The organism is Ruegeria sp. BG10, from assembly GCF_056538575.1.
Window position 1 is genome coordinate 1 of the sequence record NZ_JBQFTI010000002.1, and the last position, 14,757, is coordinate 14,757.

At 60.1% G+C, this 14,757-nt stretch carries 13 protein-coding genes and 1 pseudogene; 9 read left to right on the forward strand and 5 right to left on the reverse strand.

Annotated elements, in window-relative coordinates:
* A pseudogene (locus tag ACR0D8_RS11105) lies at nucleotides 1–206 on the forward strand (hypothetical protein); the annotation flags it as partial.
* A gap of 59 nt (nucleotides 207–265) precedes the next feature.
* Here ACR0D8_RS11105 and ACR0D8_RS11110 read toward each other — a convergent pair.
* The 3 genes from ACR0D8_RS11110 to ACR0D8_RS11120 form a co-directional block, all read right to left on the reverse strand.
* Nucleotides 266–2,062 (reverse strand): adenylate/guanylate cyclase domain-containing protein, encoded by a 1,797-nt coding sequence (locus ACR0D8_RS11110; protein ID WP_480646420.1) that lies wholly within the window; start codon nucleotides 2,060–2,062, stop codon nucleotides 266–268.
* 64 nt (nucleotides 2,063–2,126) lie between these two features.
* The gene (locus ACR0D8_RS11115) at nucleotides 2,127–2,732 is read right to left on the reverse strand and encodes a GNAT family N-acetyltransferase (protein ID WP_480646422.1); all 606 of its coding nucleotides are present in this window, start codon (nucleotides 2,730–2,732) and stop codon (nucleotides 2,127–2,129) included.
* A 275-nt stretch (nucleotides 2,733–3,007) separates the two neighbouring features.
* A complete protein-coding gene (locus ACR0D8_RS11120) occupies nucleotides 3,008–4,561 on the reverse strand; it encodes a UxaA family hydrolase (RefSeq protein WP_480646424.1) in 1,554 nt (517 codons plus the stop codon).
* 83 nt (nucleotides 4,562–4,644) lie between these two features.
* Between ACR0D8_RS11120 and ACR0D8_RS11125 the strand changes: the two genes are divergently transcribed.
* Genes ACR0D8_RS11125 through ACR0D8_RS11160 form a run of 8 tightly spaced genes read left to right on the forward strand, consistent with a single transcriptional unit; the run spans nucleotide 4,645 to nucleotide 11,931 of the window.
* Entirely contained in the window at nucleotides 4,645–5,382 is a 738-nt protein-coding gene (locus tag ACR0D8_RS11125) for a GntR family transcriptional regulator (protein ID WP_480646426.1), read from the forward strand.
* Nucleotides 5,379–6,431 carry an aldo/keto reductase gene (locus ACR0D8_RS11130; RefSeq protein WP_480646428.1) on the forward strand — a complete coding sequence of 351 codons (1,053 nt, stop codon included), beginning with the start codon at nucleotides 5,379–5,381 and terminating at the stop codon, nucleotides 6,429–6,431. Before ACR0D8_RS11125 ends, ACR0D8_RS11130 begins: the two co-directional genes overlap by 4 nt.
* Entirely contained in the window at nucleotides 6,421–6,849 is a 429-nt protein-coding gene (locus ACR0D8_RS11135; protein ID WP_480646429.1) for an RbsD/FucU family protein, read from the forward strand. Before ACR0D8_RS11130 ends, ACR0D8_RS11135 begins: the two co-directional genes overlap by 11 nt.
* Nucleotides 6,846–7,676 (forward strand): amidohydrolase family protein, encoded by an 831-nt coding sequence (locus tag ACR0D8_RS11140; protein ID WP_480646431.1) that lies wholly within the window; start codon nucleotides 6,846–6,848, stop codon nucleotides 7,674–7,676. The genes ACR0D8_RS11135 and ACR0D8_RS11140 overlap by 4 nt, the downstream gene beginning before the upstream one ends.
* A 1-nt stretch (nucleotide 7,677) precedes the next feature.
* Nucleotides 7,678–8,790: a fumarylacetoacetate hydrolase family protein gene (locus tag ACR0D8_RS11145; RefSeq protein WP_480646433.1), complete on the forward strand. Its 1,113-nt coding sequence runs from the start codon at nucleotides 7,678–7,680 to the stop codon at nucleotides 8,788–8,790.
* 13 nt (nucleotides 8,791–8,803) lie between these two features.
* The gene (locus tag ACR0D8_RS11150) at nucleotides 8,804–10,306 is read left to right on the forward strand and encodes an aldehyde dehydrogenase (NADP(+)) (RefSeq protein ID WP_480646435.1); all 1,503 of its coding nucleotides are present in this window, start codon (nucleotides 8,804–8,806) and stop codon (nucleotides 10,304–10,306) included.
* Nucleotides 10,307–10,314: 8 nt separating this feature from the next.
* Nucleotides 10,315–11,070: an SDR family oxidoreductase gene (locus ACR0D8_RS11155; RefSeq protein WP_480646436.1), complete on the forward strand. Its 756-nt coding sequence runs from the start codon at nucleotides 10,315–10,317 to the stop codon at nucleotides 11,068–11,070.
* Between the two features lie 18 nt (nucleotides 11,071–11,088).
* Nucleotides 11,089–11,931 (forward strand): fumarylacetoacetate hydrolase family protein, encoded by an 843-nt coding sequence (locus ACR0D8_RS11160; protein WP_480646438.1) that lies wholly within the window; start codon nucleotides 11,089–11,091, stop codon nucleotides 11,929–11,931.
* 79 nt (nucleotides 11,932–12,010) lie between these two features.
* Here the strand turns inward: ACR0D8_RS11160 and phnY are convergent, their stop codons facing one another.
* Nucleotides 12,011–13,459 carry a phosphonoacetaldehyde dehydrogenase gene (gene phnY, locus ACR0D8_RS11165; protein WP_480646440.1) on the reverse strand — a complete coding sequence of 483 codons (1,449 nt, stop codon included), beginning with the start codon at nucleotides 13,457–13,459 and terminating at the stop codon, nucleotides 12,011–12,013.
* A gap of 14 nt (nucleotides 13,460–13,473) precedes the next feature.
* Complete coding sequence (phnA, locus tag ACR0D8_RS11170) at nucleotides 13,474–14,718, reverse strand: phosphonoacetate hydrolase (RefSeq protein WP_480646442.1); 1,245 nt, start codon at nucleotides 14,716–14,718, stop codon at nucleotides 13,474–13,476.
* Between the last annotated feature and the right edge of the window lie 39 nt (nucleotides 14,719–14,757).

A 14,757-nucleotide genomic window follows, 5' to 3' on the forward strand; every position in this document is an offset into this window, starting at 1 on the left:
ACTTCACCATTCGGATGGACGTAATGACCGGTATGATCGAACAAGTCCTGCTCGACATCTATTTCGGCTTTGACAGCCCGGCGATCAGCGGTGCCAAAGTCTCGGGCGCCAAAGTCAGTGGCGCCAAGGTCAGTGGTGCCAAAGTGAGCGGTGCCAAGGTCAGCGGGGCGAAAGTCAGCGGCGCAAAGGCGCGTGGCGGCGATTAAACTTCTGCCGGCTTAAGGACTTTAGGGCGCGCCGCGGACGCGCCCTTTTTCGTTGCGGATCAGAATCCGGCCTTTTTCAGACCTTCCACAAAATGCTGCGTGTCTTCTTCCAACCGGTCCGGTTGAATGGTTGCCCAGCGATCCAGTGAAAAGTTGGGATGCGCCGCGCGGTGTTTGTCAGTGATCTGACGGGCCAGATCGGTTTGACCCAGCTGTGCGTAGCTGGCCGCAAGCATACGCTGCCCCTCGGTGGGATTGTTCATTTTGTTGACGGTTTCGATGACTTCGTCATAGCGCTTGAGGTTGTAATACGCGCCACCCAGATGCCACAGGTACTGGTCCGGGAAGTACGGGTTCAACCGCATGGCCTGCTGAATATGCGTGATGGCGGTTTCATTGTCGCCATAATGAGCCAGCGCATCGGCATAGTCTGAATGCATATCCGCGTCATTGGGGTTCAAAGCCAGCGCGCGCTGATAGGACTGGATCGCGGCGTCATGCTCCTTGCGATACAGGTGTACATAGCCCAGCTCGCCAAACCCTCTGGCATCGGTCGGGTCCAATTCGATCGCTCGCTGCGCAAAGGACAACGCCTTGTCCAAAGCGTCCGTCGGGTCTTCTGTCCAGGAGTATCGCCAGTCGATGTTGAGCGTACGCGACAACGCCGCCGCTGCGCGGGCATACCCCTCATCACGCGCGAGCGCGGACTGATAGAAATGCTGCGCCTTCCTGTTATCGTTGCGCGTGTATTTGAAGATGTGATGCTGGCCCTGCAGAACCGACCCATACGCCTCAAGATCTGACGGAATGGCCTGAATCATGCGTTGCTTCTCATGAGATTCGATCATCACCGCCGTGGCGGCCACAATGCATTCGGTTACCTCGTCGAGAATGTCGAAAATGTCGTCGATCTTCCGGTCAAACCTCTCGCCCCAGATCGTGCGTTCGGTGCTGGCGTCAACCAGTTCGGCGGTAATGCGGATACGGCTGGCGGACCGGCGCACGCTGCCGCGGGCAACGTACCGGACGTTCAGTTTCTGCGCCGCCTCTTTGGGCGGCATGGATTGGGTTTTGAAGAAAAAGGATGAATTTCTGGCGATAATGAACAGGTTCCGGAACTTGGACAGATTCATGATGATGTCATCTGTCAGGCCCTCGGCGATCCAGTTGTCGGATTCGTCGCCGCCATTGCTGCTGAAGGGTAGGATCGCGACCGAGGGCGTGTCCGGCCGTTCCAGCAAATCTCCGGGCAGGTCCGGGCGCATCGTTCCCGCCATGGTCGCGCCGGCGACCTCGCTGCGGACACAATATGTCGAGACCGGCGAAAGGATGTTCTTCAGTTGTTTCGGACCCAGGAATTCGTACCCGTACCGCAAGCGGTTGCAGACCTGATCGTATACGGCGGCGCTGACATAGACTCTTTCGGGTTCGGCAATCTCCTGAAGCCTGGCGGCGATGTTGACATTGTCACCGTGAATGCCACGCTCGTCGATCAGGATTTCTCCAAGATGGACACCGGCGCGAAATTTGATTCGCTGACTGTCCTCGCGTGTTTCGTTCTGTTCGCTCGCTATACGGTGCAACTCAACGCCGAACTCAACCGCGCTGGTGGCCGTTTCAAACAGCGCCAGAATACCGTCACCCCGCACTTCGACCACGCGACCATGAAAACGCGCGCAGGTTTGCTCAAGCTGAGAAATCAATGATTTCAAAGAGTTGTATGTGTCCAGCTCGTTCTCGCTCATCAGTCGGGAATAGCCGACGACGTCCGCGAACAATACTGCGCCCAGTTTCTGCGTAATTTGAGGATTTGGACTGGTGGTGGTCACAGGCGATACTCGTTTAAGGGGCTGCACATGAGCCCGGTCTCTAATCTATAGCAAAAAATGCTTTTGCAATCCGGCTGCAAATAAATGCCTTCTATTTGCATCCATCAACCTGCGGCGGCCATGTCCAGGCCGCAGTCGCGCTCGCCCCGAAACTGACGGTCGGGCCAGCGCTGAGTTCTTTCATCAGCACAAGTCGCTGTTCGTCCCAGTCCTGTTTGAGAAGCCCCACCACAACCATGTCACGGAATTGTCCGTCCGCATACCAGGCCTGACGCATGGTGCCCTCAACCTTGCAGCCCAGTTTTGCGACAAGGTCGCGGCTGTTTTCGTTATCTGTCCGATAGTATGAGGTCAGACGGTTCAGCCCCAGCTGTCGGAACGCAAAATCCACGACCAGCGCGGTTGCCCTGATCCCAACCCCCAGACGCCGCACCGACTTGTCAATAAATACGGCCACGATGGCATCGCGGTTGATCGGAGAGATCGCTTCGAGCCCGGTCAGTCCCAGCGCCTGCCCGCTGTCGGATTCGACGACGAACCAACACTTGCTATAGCTGTCCGCCGCCTTGAATACATCGCTCCAGATTTCTTCGGTTTGCGCCAGATTGAAAGGAACGCGAGAAGTGCGGTCAAAGCGGGCGAGGTCTTCGATGTCCTGAAACCAGGGTGTGACAGTTTCCAGATCCGCCTTTTCCATGGGGCGCAGCCTGAAAACGCTGTGAGGAGTGTCGGGCAAGAGAAAAAACCTTTAAATAATGTCAGAAATAAATCGCTTGCGGGACAGTAGCACAAAAATGTCGCAAACAGGAAACGAGAAAATCCGGTTCAAACGGCGGAAAACGACCGATGTCCGTTCGCGCGGGAGGTGTATCCAATATTGGGAACCTGACTTTGCGTTGAAACTCCTGAACGAATTTTTCATCAGCCAGCTCGCCCTCACCCTTTGCTCCGATCGTATTCAGTGGGCGCGGATCACATCACCGCGCCGATCTGCCAGGGCACGAACTCAACCCCGCCAAAGCCAAGTTCTTCGCTTTTGGTTTTTTCACCCGAGGCTACGCGGATCAGGATTTCGAAAAGTTCCCTGCCCTTTGCCTCGATACTGACCCCTTCGGTGACGATGTCGCCGCAGTTCAGGTCCATGTCTTCGGCCATGCGCGCGTACATTTCCGCGTTTGTCGCCAGTTTGATGCAGGGTGTCGGCTGATAGCCCGAGACCGAGCCGCGCCCGGTCGTGAACACGATCAGGTTCGCGCCCGCGGCCACCTGCCCGGTGACCGAGCATGGGTCGAATCCGGGGCTGTCCATGAATACAAACCCCTTTTTGTCGATCTTTTCACCAAATCTGTAGACGTCGCGCAGGGGCGCGGTTCCGCCCTTGGCAACCGCGCCCAACGACTTTTCAAGTATTGTTGTCAGCCCGCCGCGCTTGTTGCCGGGGCTGGGGTTGTTGTCCATTTCACCGCCGTTCCGTGCTGTGTAGTCCTCCCACCAGTGAATGCGGTCGATCAGCTTTTGACCGACCTCGGGCGTCTCGGCACGGCAGGTCAGAAGGTGTTCCGCCCCATAGACCTCGGAAGTTTCGGACAGGATCGTCGTACCGCCATGGCGCACCAGAAGATCCGAGGCATATCCAAGGGCCGGGTTCGCAGTGATCCCCGAGTACCCGTCCGACCCGCCACATTGCATCCCAACCGTTATTTCACTGACCGGAGCGTCTGCGCGCGTGGACTGATTGGCCAGTGTTGCAATCCCGCGTAATTCTTCCAGACCGCGTTCGATGGTTCGGCGCGTGCCACCCTCGTTCTGGATGGTCATATAGCGCAGGACCCCGTCCTGACGGATTGGCCGCCCACCCACCAGATCCGCCACCTGCATGACCTCGCACCCCAGCCCGATCAGCAGGATGCCGGCAAAATTCGGGTGTTGCGCATATCCTGAAAGGGTCCGGAACAAGGTTGCATACCCTTCGTCTTTGGCCGACATGCCGCACCCTGTCCCGTGAACAATGGGAACCACACCGTCGACATTGGGAAATTTGTCCAGAAGCCCGGATTTTTCGGCAGCCACCGCAATGAACCGCGCCACCGAGCCTGAGCAGTTCACGGTCGTCAGAATTCCGATGTAATTGCGCGTACCGACTTTGCCGTCTGCGCGGTGAAACCCCTGGAAACTGCGCGCGGGACTGATCGCGGGCAATGGGGCGTTTGCGCTGGCATGTGCATAGTCCTGCTGATGCGCACCCATGCCTAAGTTATGAACATGCACATGCTCGCCCGGCGCAATGTCCAATTTCGCCTGCCCGATAATCTGGCCATAGCGGATCACATTCTTTCCTGCAGCAATCGCCGCGGTCGCGATCTTGTGGCCACGTGTCACCGGGCGCGTCAGCGGTACAGGTACGCCAGCGGGTTGCTCTCCGGCCGTCAGGTCCCGCAGCGCAATCACAACATTGTCGTCCGGGTTCAGTCTGACCGTGTCGCCAAGTGTCGCCGACGTGGGCACAGTTCTGGGATTTGAATGCATCGTTTCCCCGCAATTCTGACCGGATTGCTAGGCATGCGGCACCGCCTTGTCAACTAACATGTTAGTATGCTAGGCCAAGCGCCATGACCAAACCCCAGGACATCGACGCGCGGTTGTTGGGCGGGATCACCGCAACCGAAGGCACGCTGGCGCAGCGGGTCTATCAGGTCATCCGGCTGGCGATCCTGTCGCTGGATTTCCCGCCGGGTGCCAATCTGCGAAAGGCTTTGATCTGCGAGCGTCTGGGCGTGTCGCGCGCGCCGGTGACCGAGGCGATCACCCGTCTTGCAGCCGAAGGGCTGGTCGATGTCGTTCCGCAATCCGGTACGCGGGTGTCCTATTTCTCGATGCCCGAAATCCGTGAAGGTGCGTTTCTGCGCGAGGCGCTGGAACTGGCAACGGTGGCAAAGGTCGCTCGCGACCTGACCGAAGATCAACGCCGGAAACTGGGCCGCAATATGCGCCTGCAGGAATTGCTGGTCGAAGACGATGACATTCCCGGCTTTTTTCAGGCGGATGAGGAATTTCACGCACTTCTGATGGAGTTTACCGGATTTACCCGCCTCAGGGATGTTGCGCAGACCGTATCCCTTCAGGTCAGCCGCGCGCGAATGTTGCTGTTGCCCACGCCCGGCCGTGTGGCCGCGACATTGGCAGAGCATCGCGCGATCCTTGCCGCCATTCAGGACCGCGATGAAGGGGCCGCGCAGCAGGCCATGCGTCATCACCTTGGGCAGTTGATGCCCCGGATCGAAACCCTGATGAGCGAACGGCCCGCGCTGTTCAACGTCACCGCGCAACCCGTACGAGAGGCAGGATGACCGTTTCGCAAACCAGAGTTCTGAACAATCGTACGGCCCGGCCCGTTCCGCTGACCCGCATGGGGTTTGGCGGCGCGCCCTTGGGCAACCTGTATCGCAAAGTGTCGGACGCAGACGCGCAGGCCGCCCTGCACGCAGCCTTTGACGCGGGAATCCGGTATTTCGACACCGCGCCCCAATATGGGCTTGGCCGGTCCGAACACCGGTTCTCGAAAGCCATCGCCCGGTTCGGGCGCGGGAACATCCAACTTTCCACCAAGATCGGACGTCTGCTGCTGGACTGCGCCCCGCATGAGGTGACGCCCGAAGCCTTTGTTGATGTTCCGCAAAAGCGGATCGTGTTCGACTATACCTATGACGGTGTGATGCGATCCTACGAGGCCAGCCGGGACAGGATCGGCGTTGCGAACGCCGATATCCTCCTGGTTCATGACGTCTGCGTGTTCAGCCAGGGCAGTCAGGAAGTCTCGGATGCCAAAGTGCGCGAATTGTTTGACGGCGGCGGGTACAAGGCCCTGATCGAACTGCGCGACGCTGATGAGATCGCCGCAATCGGCGCAGGCGTGAACGAATGGCAGGTGTGCGAAAAGCTGCTGGGACTGGGGGATTTTGACGGCTTCCTTCTGGCCGGGCGGTACACTTTGTTGGAACAGGAGGCTTTGGACAGCTTTCTGCCCCTGTGCGAAAAGCGCGATGTCGGCATCATTCTGGGCGGGCCCTATAATTCAGGCATACTTGCCACCGGTGCCGTAGCCGGCGCAAAGTACAATTACGCCGATGCGCCGCCAGAGGTTCTGGATCGTGTCCGAAAGATCCAGGCTGTTTGTGCCGCACATGATACGCCCTTGATCGCCGCCGCCTTGCAATTCGTGCTGGGCCATCCCTGCGTCAAGACCGTAATCCCCGGTGCGGTCAGCGCCGCCGAGGTCCGGGCCAACGTGACCCTGTTGAACCGAACCGTTCCACCCGGCCTTTGGTCAGATCTGCAAAGCGAAGGACTGATCCGTCCCGATGCGCCCTTACCGATGGAGGCCGCCGATGTTGCGTAACATAGACTCGATCCTGTCACCCGAACTGTTGCATGCGCTGCGGGCTATGGGCCACGGCGATGAGATCGTGATCGCAGATGCAAATTTCCCGGGCTCCAGCATCGGGCCTGACTGCATCCGGGCCGACGGCTCAACCGCAAGCGAGGTTCTCAGGGCTGTTCTGACCCTGATGCCGCTGGACACGTTCGTCCCGGGCCCGGCCCTGACCATGCAGGTGGTCGGTGACGCCGAGACCGTGCCCGAAGCCGTCGCCGATTTTCAGCGCATCATTGACGATACGGCGGACAACCCGGCCCAAATTCAGGGGTTGGAGCGGTTCGCGTTTTACGACCGCGCTGCGGGTGCCTTTGCGATCGTGCAGACAGGGGAGCGCAGGCTTTACGGAAATATCATCCTCAAAAAGGGTGTCATTGCATGAAGATCGACGCGCACCAGCATTTCTGGTCTCTGGCGCGCGGGGATTACGGCTGGCTGACCCCGGATCTGAGCGGGATCTACAAGGATTTCACCCCCGCAGACCTGACCCCCTTGCTGGAGTCGGCCGGGATTGAGGGCACGGTTCTGGTTCAGGCCGCCTCGACCGTGGAGGAAACGGAATTCCTGCTCGCCTTGGCCGATCGGAACGATTTCATCAAGGGCGTGGTCGGCTGGGTCGATTTCGAGGCCGCAGAAGCCCCGTCTCAGATCGCTGAGCTGGCAGTTCACCCGGCGCTGGTCGGGTTGCGCCCGATGATCCAGGATATCGCCGATACGCTCTGGATGGTTGACGATATTCTGACCCCGGCAATCAAGGCGATGCAAAAGCACAACCTGACATTCGATGCCCTGACCCTGCCGCATCATCTTGGCCCATTGCGGCAACTTCTGGCCCGGCATCCCCGGCTGCGTGTCGTGATCGACCATGGCTCCAAGCCCACGATCCGCAACGGTGCGATCACGGAATGGGCCGAGGGCATGAGCGCTCTGGCACGGGAAACAGAAGCCTGGTGCAAGCTGTCCGGGCTGGTGACCGAGGCCGGACCGGACTGGCAGGCCGATGACCTGCGCCCATATGTGGATCATTTGCTGAACACGTTCGGCCCGTCCCGTTTGATCTGGGGCAGCGACTGGCCCGTGTGCACCCTGACCAGCAGTTATGAACGCTGGCTGGAAACCACAGACATGCTGATCGGCGCGTTGACCGCCAGCGAACGCAAAGCGGTTCTGGGGGGCAACGCCGCCCGGGCCTATCAACTCAGAGACTAGGATGACATCTGTGCAACTGGACCCCGCCGGGCTGTGGCTCGGGCGCATCGAACGGCCGGGGATCGGCCCGTCCGTGGTGACCCTGCGCGATGGGCAGCTTCTGGACATCACCTCGAAATCCGCACCGACCGTGCGGGATATTCTGGAGCGTCAGGATGCGGCGCAATACGTTCGCAGCGCGACGGGCGAAGATATCGGATCGGTCGACGCGGCACATCACTGGCTGGCCCCCTGCGACCTACAGGCCATCAAGGCCTGCGGTGTCACCTTTGCCGGTTCGATGGTCGAACGGGTGATCGAGGAACAGGCCGCCGGGGACCCGGCCCGGGCCCAGGCAATCCGCGGCCGGATCGGAGAACGGATCGGCGACAGCCTGTCCGACATCGTGCCGGGATCCGATGCAGCGGCCCGGGTCAAAGAGGCGCTGATCGCCGAAGGGCTATGGAGCCAGTACCTTGAGGTTGGCATCGGCCCGGATGCCGAGGTGTTTTCCAAGGCGCAGGTTCTGTCTTCGGTGGGCTTCGGCGCGGATGTTGGTCTGCATCCGGTTTCGACCTGGAACAACCCCGAGCCCGAGGTTGTTCTGGCCGTTTCATCGCAAGGGCACATCAGGGGCGCGACGTTGGGCAACGACGTCAACCTGCGCGATGTCGAGGGCCGCTCGGCCCTGCTGCTCAGCAAGGCCAAGGACAACAACGCCTCTTGCGCGATCGGACCGATGATCCGGTTGTTCGACGAAGGCTTTTCACTGGATGACGTCCGTCAGGCTGAACTAAGCCTGAAAGTGACCGGGCCGGATGGGTTCGTGCTGAACGGCCACTCATCTATGGCGCAGATCAGCCGCGATCCGGCGGATCTGGTGCGGCAGACCATCGGACGGCACCACCAGTATCCGGACGGGCTGATGCTGTTTCTCGGAACCCTCTTTGCGCCGACGCAGGATCGCGATACTCCGGGTGGGGGGTTTACCCACAAGCTTGGCGATATCGTCACGATATCAAATGATAAACTGGGCACGCTGACCAACACCGTCCGCCTGTCCACAGAATGCCCCGAGTGGCGGTTCGGGGCGTCTCACCTGATGCGAAACCTGGCCGGTCGCGGCCTGATTTGAGAAAGAAAAGTAGATGTTGACCGGAAAACACCTGATCGCCGGCGAATGGCTCGGTGCCGAGGCCACGTTCAGCTCGGACCCTGCGCATGGGCCCAGCCACAGCTTTGCTGTGGGGTCACCGTCCGATGTGGACGCGGCGGTTGAGGCTGCCGAACAGGCGTTTGCCTCGTTTGGCTGGTCGTCTCGCAGTGAGCGCGCGGGGTTGCTGCGGCGGATCGCGGATGAGATCGACGCTCGCGGTGACGCCATCACCGAGATCGGAACGCAGGAAACCGGCCTGCCGGATCTGCGTCTGCAGGGTGAACGTGGCCGCACCGTTGGCCAGATGCGCCTGTTTGCCGACCACATCGAGAAAGGCGAATACCTGGACCAACGCCACGATACCGCGTTGCCCGACCGGACACCCCTGCCCCGGCCGGACCTGCGGATGATGCAGCGGCCGCTGGGCCCCGTCGCGGTGTTTGGCGCGTCGAATTTTCCGCTGGCCTTCTCGACCGCGGGTGGCGACACGGCAGCGGCGCTCGCAGCAGGCTGTCCGGTGGTGGTCAAGGGGCATCCGGCCCATCCCGGCACCGGCGAGATCGTCGCGCAGGCTATCGACGCCGCGATCCGTGCAAGCGGTGTGCATCCCGGCGTTTTTTCTCTGGTTCAGGGCAATACACAGGATATTGGCGCGCGGCTGGTGCAGCACCCGCTGATCCGGGCTGTTGGCTTCACAGGCAGCCTGCGCGGCGGGCGCGCCCTGTTCGATCTCTGCGCTGCACGGGATGAGCCCATTCCGTTCTTTGGCGAACTGGGGTCGGTCAACCCGATGTTCATTCTGCCCGGCGCCGCCGCTGCGCGCGGCGCGGAGATCGGGGCGGGCTGGGCCGGGTCATTGACGATGGGCGCAGGGCAATTCTGTACGAACCCGGGCATCGCCGTGGTGATCACCGGCCCTGAAGCGGACACGTTTCAGTCCGCCGCAGAGGCGGGCCTGTCGGCCGTACCCACTCAGACCATGCTGACGGACGGCATCGCAGATGCATATCGCGATGGCGCGGCGCGTGTGACGGCCGGGACAGGTGTTACCCAGATCATCGGCACCAGCTGCGAAACCCGAGGCGCCGCGCCTTATCTGTTTACGGTGTCCGGTGACGACTGGCTGGCAGATTACAAGTTGCAGGAAGAGGTCTTTGGACCGCTCGGAATTATCGTCCGTGCCCGTGACGCGGAACAGATGCGTCTGATTGCCCGCGCAATCGAAGGTCAATTGACCTGCACGCTGCATTTTGACGACAGCGACACACCCGAGGCGCGGGCACTGCTGCCGCTGCTGGAGCGCAAGGCCGGTCGCCTGCTGGCCAATGGCTTCCCAACCGGTGTCGAGGTGTGCGACAGCATGGTGCATGGCGGCCCCTACCCCGCGTCGACCAATTTCGGAGCGACCTCGGTTGGCACCCTGTCGATCCGCCGCTTTCTGCGTCCGGTCTGTTACCAGGATATCCCGGCCGATCTGCTGCCGGAAAACACATGAGGATCAGGATGGCGACACAGTCCCCTTTTGGCCGCCTTGCCGGCAAAACCGCGCTGATCACCGCTGCTGGTCAGGGAATCGGCCGGGCCACCGCCGAGTTGTTTGCAACCGAAGGCGCGCGGGTTATCGCCTGTGACATCAACGCCGCGGCACTAGAGGACTTGTCCGCCCTTCCGGGCATCGAGACAATCACGCTGGATGTCACAGATGCCGCGGCGGTTCACGCCGCCGCGGCGGACTTGCCGCCGTTGGATGTGCTGTTCAACTGCGCCGGATACGTTGCCGGCGGGTCCATTCTGGATTGCGAGGAAACGGATTGGGATTTCAGCTTTGAACTGAACGTCAAGGCGATGTATCGCCTAATCCGTCTGTGCCTTCCGAAAATGCTGAAAAACGGGGGCGGTTCGATCATCAACATGTCTTCGGTGGCGTCGTCGTTGAAAGGTGTTCCGAACCGCTTTGCCTATTGCACGTCCAAGGCCGCGGTGATCGGGCTGACGAAATCCGTCGCCGCCGATTTTGTTACACAGGGCATTCGCTGCAACGCAATCTGCCCCGGAACGGTCGACAGCCCCAGCCTGCACGACCGGTTGCGCGCCACAGGCGATTACACGCAGGCGATGACGGATTTCATCGCCCGCCAGCCTATGGGCCGTATCGGAACCCCGGACGAAATTGCCGAATTGGCGTTGTATCTGGCAAGCGATGCAAGCCGGTACACAACGGGACAGCCCATTGCGATTGACGGCGGCTGGACCATCTGAGGTGAAAGGGAATATCACATGAAGCTCTTGCGCTATGGACCGTCGGGACAGGAAAAGCCCGGCGTATTGGATAGGGACGGTAAGATCCGAGACCTGTCGGGGGTTGTTGACGATATCTCAGGCGCGGTTCTGGACGACGAAAACCTTGCGCAGCTGCGCGGGCTGGACCTTGCTGACCTGCCGGTGGTCGACGGCGATCCGCGAATTGGCCCCTGCGTTGGGCAGGTGGGGAAATTCATCTGTATCGGCCTGAATTATGCCGACCACGCGGCGGAAAGCGGCATGGAACTGCCGGAAGAGCCGGTGATCTTTTTCAAGGCGACCTCTGCCATTATGGGTCCGAATGACACCGTCGAAATTCCACGCGGATCGGTCAAGACCGACTGGGAGGTTGAATTGGGTGTCGTGATCGGAAAGGCCGCAAAATACGTGTCAGAAGCCGACGCCCTGAACCATGTTGCCGGGTATTGCGTGGTCAACGACCTGTCCGAGCGTGACTTTCAGCTGCATCGCTCGGGCCAGTGGGTCAAGGGTAAGTCTGCAGATACTTTCGGCCCGATCGGGCCATGGCTGGTGACCCGGGATGAGGTCACCGATCCGCAAAACCTGCCGATGTATCTTGCAGTGAACGGGCACCGGTTTCAGAACGGTTCGACCGACACCATGCATTTCGGGGTGGCTACAATCGTATCTCACCTGTCGCACTTCATGTCTTTGCAGCCGGGTGACGTGATCTCGACCGGGACGCCGCCGGGGGTTGGCATGGGACAAAACCCGCCGACCTATCTGAAGCCGGGGGACAAGATCGAACTTGGCATCGACGGGCTGGGCATACAGCGGCAGGATGTCGCGCAGGGGTAAGCCCTGACGAAGACTTCAATACATCACCCCGGATTGTCGAAGGAACCCGGGGTGATGTTTAGAGCCATATTGACAGTGATCATCCCGGCCAGGGCAACGAGTAGGTTTTGACGTTGGTGAAGAATTTCATCGCCTCGATGACGCCTTCCTTGACGCCGTTGCCACTGTCCTTGATGCCGCCGAACGGCGACATCTCGATCCGGTATCCGGGCTGTTCCCAGATGTTGCAGGTGCCAACGTCCAGACCGTTGATATAGGCAATGGCGCGATTCAGATCATTGGTGCACACGCCCGACGAAAGACCGAACTCGGTACCGTTCGAGATTTCCATGACCTTGGCGTCATCATCGGGCACGCGCACGATGGGCACAATGGGACCAAAGGTTTCTTCCATCACCAGCTCGCTGTCATGCGGCACCTTATCGACGACGATCGGCGGCAGCAGCGCGCCCTGACGACCGGGGTGATAGAGGATTTCCGCACCCTCTTCCTCGGCCATGTAAACGCGTTTCTCGAACAGTTCGGCGGCCTCGGCGTGGATGACGCATCCCAGCTGTGTCTCGGGGTCCTGCGGGTCGCCGAACCGGATTGCCTTGGCCTTCTCCAGAACCAGAGGCACGAACCTATACGCCACGCTTTCCTGCACCAGAATGCGTTTGATCGCAGTGCAGCGCTGACCGGAATTGCCGGTTGCCCCTGCTACGGCGATGGTGGCAGCCTTGTCCAGATCGGCATCACTCAGGTCGTTCAGAACGATCAGGGGATCGTTTCCGCCCAGCTCCAGCGCCTGGCGTTTGTAACCCGCTTTCGCGGCGATCATCTTGCCCACCGGAACGCCGCCGGTGAAGGTGATGATGTCGATGTTTTCATTGGTGATCATCTCGTCACCAATGTCCTGCGGCCAGCCGGTGACCACCTGGAACATCTCGGGCGGCAGTCCGGCTTCGTACAGGATATCGGCCAGCGTCAGCGCCGTCAGAGGGGTCAGTTCGGTTGGTTTGCAAACCATGCAGTTGTTGGTCGCAATCGACGGTGCGATTTTGTGGCTGACCATGTTCAGCGGGTGGTTGAACGGTGTAATCGCGCTGATGGCTTTGACGGGTTCGCGTTTGGTGAATATCTTCCGCTCTTTGCCATTGTGGGTCAGATCACAAGAGAAGATTTCACCATCATCCTTCAGCGCCTCGGCGGCGGCAAACTGATAGACGTCCTGCGCACGCTTGGTTTCATAGATTGCGTGCTGGTGGCAGATGCCCAGTTCCAGCGTCAGCCATTTCGCCAGATAATCGCGCTTTTCGCCGATCAGTTCGCCCGCGCGTTGCAGAATCTGGCTGCGTTCATAACGGGTCAGCCTGGGGGTGTAATTCGCCGCGATCTCGAACGCCTTGCGCGCGTGTTCCGCAGTGCCTGCAGGTACCGTGCCCACGACCTCGTTGGTATAGGGGTAGAGCACAGGAACCGTTGCTTCGGTGAAGACGACCTCACCACCGATGCGCATGCCTTCGTTGCGGATGTCGGATGTGTTCATGATACCGTCCATTTTTACAGGGCCGCCGCTGTGGTAGCGTAGAAAAAAGCGTCAAAGTTGCGTAGCTCGGGCGCGTTCCCCAGAGCAATGACGCGGTTGACGATGAAGGGCACCTCTTGTTCGGTCAGACCGCCGTGGCTGCGCAGAGGTTCCTTCAGCGCCGCCAGATCATGACGGCCGGCCGAGGTGCCGATGGTCATGTTCTCGCCCGAGATCATCACGATGTCGCCGATCCGGTCAGCGGGCAGTTCAAAGCGGCGGATCGCCTCTTCCTTATCGACCACAAGGATCATGTCTTCGATGGCGTCCAGCCGGGCCATGATATCCGCCTTGTCCGCACTTTCCTGCAAATAGGCGGTGGCGAACGAGCCCAATGCGCCGTGATGCACCACATACGGGTCGGTGATTGGCAGGATCACGCGGGCCTGATCCTTGCCCAGCCACTCATCCATCAGGTCCTGCGCATAGATGACATTTGGTGTTCCATCCGTGCCGTGCTTGGGCTTCATACCGTGATCCGCGGTGATGACGATGGCAGCGCCCATCTCGTCCAGCTGCGCCAGATACCGGTCGAACATCGCGTAGAAATCCAGCGCGCCCTGCTGATCGGGGGAGAATTTGTGCTGGATGTAGTCGGTGGTCGACAGATACATGATGTCCGGCTTGAATTCCTTCAGCAGCTTGACACCAGCGGCGAAAACAAATTCGGACAGGTCGGCTGAATAGACCTCGGGAACCGGCATACCCAGCCAGTCGCTGGCATTGTCGATTCCATGTTCGGCCCTGGTGGTTTCACCCGACCGCTCGGACGAAAACGCGACGGCGCGGTCCTCGTCGAATTTCAGACCCGCGCCCAGCAAGGCCCGCAATTTGTCTTTGGCGGTGACCATGGCGACGCGATAGCCGGCATCGTAGAATTGCGAAAAGATGGTGGGCGCGCGCAGAAACCGCACGTCATTCATCATCACCTCTTCTCCGGTCTCGGGGTCGATCAGGTAATTGCCGCAAATCCCATGCACGATCGGGGGCCGCCCCGTAGCAATCGACAGGTTGTTGGGATTGGTGAAGGATGGGATCACCGAATGCGCCAGCCGATCCGTGCCGGTCTCGCGCATCCGCTTCAGCGTGGGCATGAGACCCTTGGCAATGGCCTTGTCCAGATATTCTGGCTCGCACCCGTCCAGGCAGATCGCAATCGCCGGAACCTTTGGCGTTGGATACACACGCTCATTGGCGGTGATCGGGGTTTGGAGTGTCATCTTTTGATCCTCGGATTAGCGGGCCATCAGGTGTTGGCA

Bases quoted from the DNA above. Each gene is read 5' to 3' on its own strand.
- ACR0D8_RS11140 (WP_480646431.1), top strand. From the start codon at position 6,846: ATGAAGATCGACGCGCACCAGCATTTCTGGTCTCTGGCGCGCGGGGAT.
- ACR0D8_RS11120 (WP_480646424.1), bottom strand. From the start codon at position 4,561: ATGCATTCAAATCCCAGAACTGTGCCCACGTCGGCGACACTTGGCGAC.
- ACR0D8_RS11150 (WP_480646435.1), top strand. From the start codon at position 8,804: ATGTTGACCGGAAAACACCTGATCGCCGGCGAATGGCTCGGTGCCGAG.
- ACR0D8_RS11155 (WP_480646436.1), top strand. From the start codon at position 10,315: ATGGCGACACAGTCCCCTTTTGGCCGCCTTGCCGGCAAAACCGCGCTG.
- ACR0D8_RS11135 (WP_480646429.1), top strand. From the start codon at position 6,421: ATGTTGCGTAACATAGACTCGATCCTGTCACCCGAACTGTTGCATGCG.
- ACR0D8_RS11130 (WP_480646428.1), top strand. From the start codon at position 5,379: ATGACCGTTTCGCAAACCAGAGTTCTGAACAATCGTACGGCCCGGCCC.
- ACR0D8_RS11125 (WP_480646426.1), top strand. From the start codon at position 4,645: ATGACCAAACCCCAGGACATCGACGCGCGGTTGTTGGGCGGGATCACC.
- phnA (WP_480646442.1), bottom strand. From the start codon at position 14,718: ATGACACTCCAAACCCCGATCACCGCCAATGAGCGTGTGTATCCAACG.
- ACR0D8_RS11160 (WP_480646438.1), top strand. From the start codon at position 11,089: ATGAAGCTCTTGCGCTATGGACCGTCGGGACAGGAAAAGCCCGGCGTA.
- ACR0D8_RS11115 (WP_480646422.1), bottom strand. From the start codon at position 2,732: ATGGAAAAGGCGGATCTGGAAACTGTCACACCCTGGTTTCAGGACATC.
- ACR0D8_RS11145 (WP_480646433.1), top strand. From the start codon at position 7,678: ATGACATCTGTGCAACTGGACCCCGCCGGGCTGTGGCTCGGGCGCATC.
- phnY (WP_480646440.1), bottom strand. From the start codon at position 13,459: ATGAACACATCCGACATCCGCAACGAAGGCATGCGCATCGGTGGTGAG.